Source organism: Nocardiopsis sp. TNDT3 (genome assembly GCF_003427465.1).
GTDB lineage: Bacteria > Actinomycetota > Actinomycetes > Streptosporangiales > Streptosporangiaceae > Nocardiopsis > Nocardiopsis dassonvillei.
Genome location: NZ_QPFC01000471.1, coordinates 1 through 4,522, shown reverse-complemented (window position 1 = coordinate 4,522; position 4,522 = coordinate 1). Strand labels below are relative to the sequence as shown.

The following is a 4,522-nucleotide window of genomic DNA, read 5'->3' as shown; positions in this document are numbered from 1 at the left end:
CCCCCACACCCCGGTTGATGACTGCGCCCGCTTGGAGGAGGTCGTCCATGTCCTTGGCTGAACTGCCCACGTTCACCGCGTTCTTCACAGCCGTGCACGGCCACGGCCCCTTCCCCTGGCAGGCGGCCCTCGCTGATCGGCTCCTCGAAGGTGAGGACTGGCCCGAGGCCGTGGACGTGCCCACCGGGCTGGGCAAGACCAGCCTGCTCGACATCGCCCTCTACACTGCCGCGGCCGGGGTGACCGATCGGCGCCGCCGTGTGTTCTTCATCGTCGACCGCCGCTTGGTAGTGGATGAGGCCTTTGAGCACGCCAGAGTGATCGCTGACCTGCTCAACGGACACACACCCCCAGACTCGGGCCGCACCGCCGCCGACATGGCCGTCCTGGCGGCGATCGCTGACCGGTTGCGTCAGAGCGAGGACCAGGGCCCGGTCGTGGAGGTCACGCGGATGCGGGGCGGCACCACCTGGTCCTGGCAGTGGATCCAACGCCCCGACCGCCACGCCCTGGTGGTGGGGACCGTCGACCAGATCGGCTCGCGTCTGTTTCTGCGCGGATATGGGGTCTCCGACCGGCTGCGCCCCATCGACGCGGCCCTGGTGGGCACCGACAGTCTCATCCTGGTCGATGAGGCCCACCTGGCCCAGGCCATGCTCACCAGTATCGACGCCGCCACCGCCGACCAACCTGCGGACCGGCTCGCCCGGCCGCGTGTGGTGCAGATGTCGGCCACCGTCACCGACGGTGCCGCCCGCCGCGTGCACTCCATCGGCGAGGCCGACCACGCCCACCCGGTGGCCTCGCTGCGGTTGACCTCGCCGCGGTGGATGCATCTGGTCGAACCCGAGAAGGTCACCAAGAAGAACGCCGCACAGGTCATCACCGGCCAGCTCGCCGCCTGGGCCCAGGCGTTGGCCGCGGCGCAGCCCATGGCCGGGCCGGTGGTGTTGGTGGTGTGCAACACCGTCGCGCGGGCCCGCGCGGTCTTCACCACTCTGGCCGAGCAGCATGTGGCCTCTGAGCAGAGGGTGTTGTTGATCGGGCGCAGCCGACCCGTGGACCGGCAACGCCTCATGGACACCTTCTACGACCGCATCCAGGTCAAACGTGAGCGCGGCCGGGAGAGCGAGCCGTTGTACGTGGTCGCCACCCAGACGGTGGAGGTGGGCGCCAACATCGACGCCGATGTGCTGGTGAGCGAGTCGGCGTCCATGGCCGCGCTCATCCAACGCCTGGGACGGCTGGCCCGCACCCCCGAAACCCGCGAAGCACCCGCCGCCGCTGGTGGCGGATGGAACTGGCGTGCTCCCGCGGTCATCGTCCACGACCCTTCCGTGGAAGACGACGACCCCGTCTACGGCACCGCACGGGCGGGTACCTGGCGGTTCCTGTCCCGCCTGTGCCCACCGCTGGCCGCCCAGCCCAAGCGGGCCTGCGTCGTGGAGGAGCTGGGCACCGGGATCGCGGTCTCACCCACCGCCCTCAAGGACCTGCTCGCCCAGGCCAGTGATGAGGAGCGGGCCGCCCTGCGCGAACCGGCCCAGGCACCTCCGGTGATGCACCCCGGGGTGCTGCGGTCCTGGGAACACACCAGCCCCACCCCGGTAACCGATCCGCCCGTGGCGCCGTTCCTGCACGGACTCAACACGCGCGACCCCGACGTCACCGTGCTCTGGCGTGAGGACATCGACCCCGCCACCTGCCTGGACCCGAACACCGGGCAGGTGGCCTCCACGGTGGTTGAGCGGTTGCGGCTGGTGCCGCCCAGCAGCGACGAACAACTCCAGGTCTCCCTGGCCGCGCTGCGCCGCTGGCGCAACCGCGACCACGTCGCGGCTGGCCAGATCGCTGACCTCGAAACGGCTCCCGTCCCGGAGGAGGAGGAAGCGGCCGAGCAGGAGTTCGTGCTGCGCTACCGCGGCCACCGCGACCTGGAACGCATCACCCTGCGCCAGGTCCGCCCGGGGGACGCTCTCATCCTGCCCAGCGCTTTCGGCGGATGCGACCGCTACGGGTGGGCACCCCAGCACCGCACCGGCCCGGTCGTGGATGTGGCCGATCTGGCCTCGCGCCGCGGCTTCCCGGTCGTGCGCCTGGACCAGCGCCTGATCCACACCGTCGGCCTGGTCGAAACAGGCGATGCCAGCGGACCCGCCCAGGCCCTAAGGCAGGCACTCCACGAGCTGCTCGCCGTCCAGGACGCGTTCGAGGAGACTGGCCGGCCCCCCGAACCAGGCGACTACCGGGCTGGGCTGCAACAGCTGCGTGCGCTCGTGCACGCCCACGAGCTGCGTCACCCGCTGGCCACGAACCTGACCCTGCTCGCCCAAGCCGCCGAGAAGGGCACCCTGCTCGTCCACATCCTTCCCACCACGACCACCAAGCACCACGCCCCCACCAAGGCCGACTCCGAGACCGAGCAGGAGTCGCTGCGGGGCAGGGTCGTGCTGGCCGCGCGCAGGGTGCTGCGCGGCGGCGACACCGACGAGGCCTCGGCCTCGGCCACCACCGACACCGAACCGGTGTGGTTGGACACCCACCAGGACCAGGTCGCCCGCCAAGCCGCGGCTTTCGCCCGCAACATCGGCCTGACCCCTACCGAGGCGCACGCCGTCTACCTGGCGGGCCTGTACCACGACGAGGGCAAACGCGACCCCCGCTTCCAGACGATCCTGCGCGGCGGCCTGCCCTTGCCCACCGCCCAGGCCCAAGCGGGGCAGGTGCTCGCCAAGTCGCTTCAGGCCCCGACTGACGCGGTCGCGCGCGAGCAGGCGCTGCACGCCTCGGGCTACCCGCCCGGCACACGCCATGAGGGGCTCTCCGCGCGTATCGCCGAACACCACCTGGACCGTCACGGTCTCGACGGACAGGTACGGGATCTGGTGTTGCACCTGGTGGCCTCCCACCACGGCCACTCCCGTCCTCTGCTGCCCCCGGTACCCGACCCCGCACCCGTCCAGGTACCGCTCCCGACAACCGGTGGCACGGTGGACACCGCGGACCTGCTGGACTGGCGCTCCCCGGCCCGGTTCGCCCGCCTCAACGACACCTACGGGCGGTGGAAGCTGGCCCTGCTCGAAGCGGTGGTACGCATGGCCGACATGTGGTGCTCGGCCGGCCAAGAAGTCACCACGACCACGCACACACCGCCACCACAGGAACGCCCCACCCCCACCACCTCGGTCGAGGAGCACACGGTGGCGCTGCCGGCCCTGGACGGACGCGACCCCTTGGGCTTCCTCACCAGCCTGGGCGTGCTGCGCCTACTCCACGACCACCTCGGCCCAGGCCACGTACGGCTCTCGTTCGACCCGTTGATGGCCACCGCGCAGATAACCAGCCCACTGGGTGATGTGGAACAGATCAGCGCAGCCTTGCACCGCATCGTCCAGGACATCCCCACCCAAGGGGCACTCCCGCGGGTGCAGGCGGCCTGGCCACCCCAGATCGGTGTCGGCAAGGACCCCCTGCGCGTTCCCCGCCACCACCTACACGAGCTGCGCGATCGGGCCCGTCAGCTGGGCGGCGAACACGCACCCGCCTGGGTACACACCATCGTCACCGACCTGGCCACCGACAACGACGGCCGCGTCGTACTCACGCCCTTCATGGCCCCCGCCGGCGGACAAAAAGCCGCCACGTTCTTCTCCAAACCCCTGGAACTGGTCCTCAAGGACCCCGAGGTCCTGCACCAGGCCCTCACCGGGTGGCAACGCCTGGAAGGGTGCACCGGGGAGAACCTCGATCACCGGGCCATCCGCACCGCGGTGGACACCACCACCGGCGTCTCCACCCCCAGCGGGGTGCCCGGCGCGACCTGGCTGGCCACCCAAGCCCTGCCGCTGCTGCCGCTGTCCGGCGACGGCAGATACCTACGCTCGGGCCTGTGGTACCGCTACCACCGGCAGCGCATCATGCTCTGGCCCGTGTGGAAACACCCCTTGGACCTGGACAGCGTCCAAGCCCTTCTCACCCACCCGAATCTGACACCCCCACCCGCCGACCAACCAACACCCCGCTTGGACCGCAAGGGTCTGGTCCCGCTGGGGGTGCTCACCGTTGCTGCGGCGCATCGTCGTCCCATCCCGGGGGGCAAGTCCGCCGGAGTGCTCACACCCATGCCCGTCGACCTGCTCTGAAGCGCGAACCCCAAGTGCCCGCCATATCCCAGGGAGGTTCCCAACCACAAAACCACTCAAAGCACTCAATGGGGTCGCTATGAGGTAGCCCTTCAATTCCTCTCTGACGTTATGCCTGTTCATAGGCAGGTCTCAACGCCCTTGAGCAGGGCGTCTACGTTGAAGCCCCGTATGGGAGGGCCCCACCGCCGACATGCCCGCCGTCTCAACGCCCCAAGTAGGGCGTCTACGTTGAAGGCGCTTCGGCCAGCGGGAGCGCCAGGAGGCCGCCGCGTCTCAACGCCCTTGAGTAGGGCGTCTACGTTGAAGCACGTCCATCGCCCGCGACCTGCCCAGGCGCCCCAGTGTCTCAACGCCCTCCAGCAGGGCGTCTACGTTGA

1 protein-coding gene is annotated in these 4,522 nt (G+C 70.1%); it reads left to right on the top strand.

Going from position 1 to position 4,522, the window contains the following annotated elements; genetic code table 11:
* Positions 1-47: 47 nt before the first annotated feature.
* Positions 48-4,142, top strand: coding sequence for a type I-U CRISPR-associated helicase/endonuclease Cas3 (cas3u, locus tag DQW06_RS12240; RefSeq protein WP_117198463.1), 4,095 nt, complete (start codon positions 48-50; stop codon positions 4,140-4,142).
* Positions 4,143-4,522: the final 380 nt, after the last annotated feature.

Bases quoted from the DNA above. Each gene is read 5' to 3' on its own strand.
- cas3u (WP_117198463.1), top strand. From the start codon at position 48: ATGTCCTTGGCTGAACTGCCCACGTTCACCGCGTTCTTCACAGCCGTG.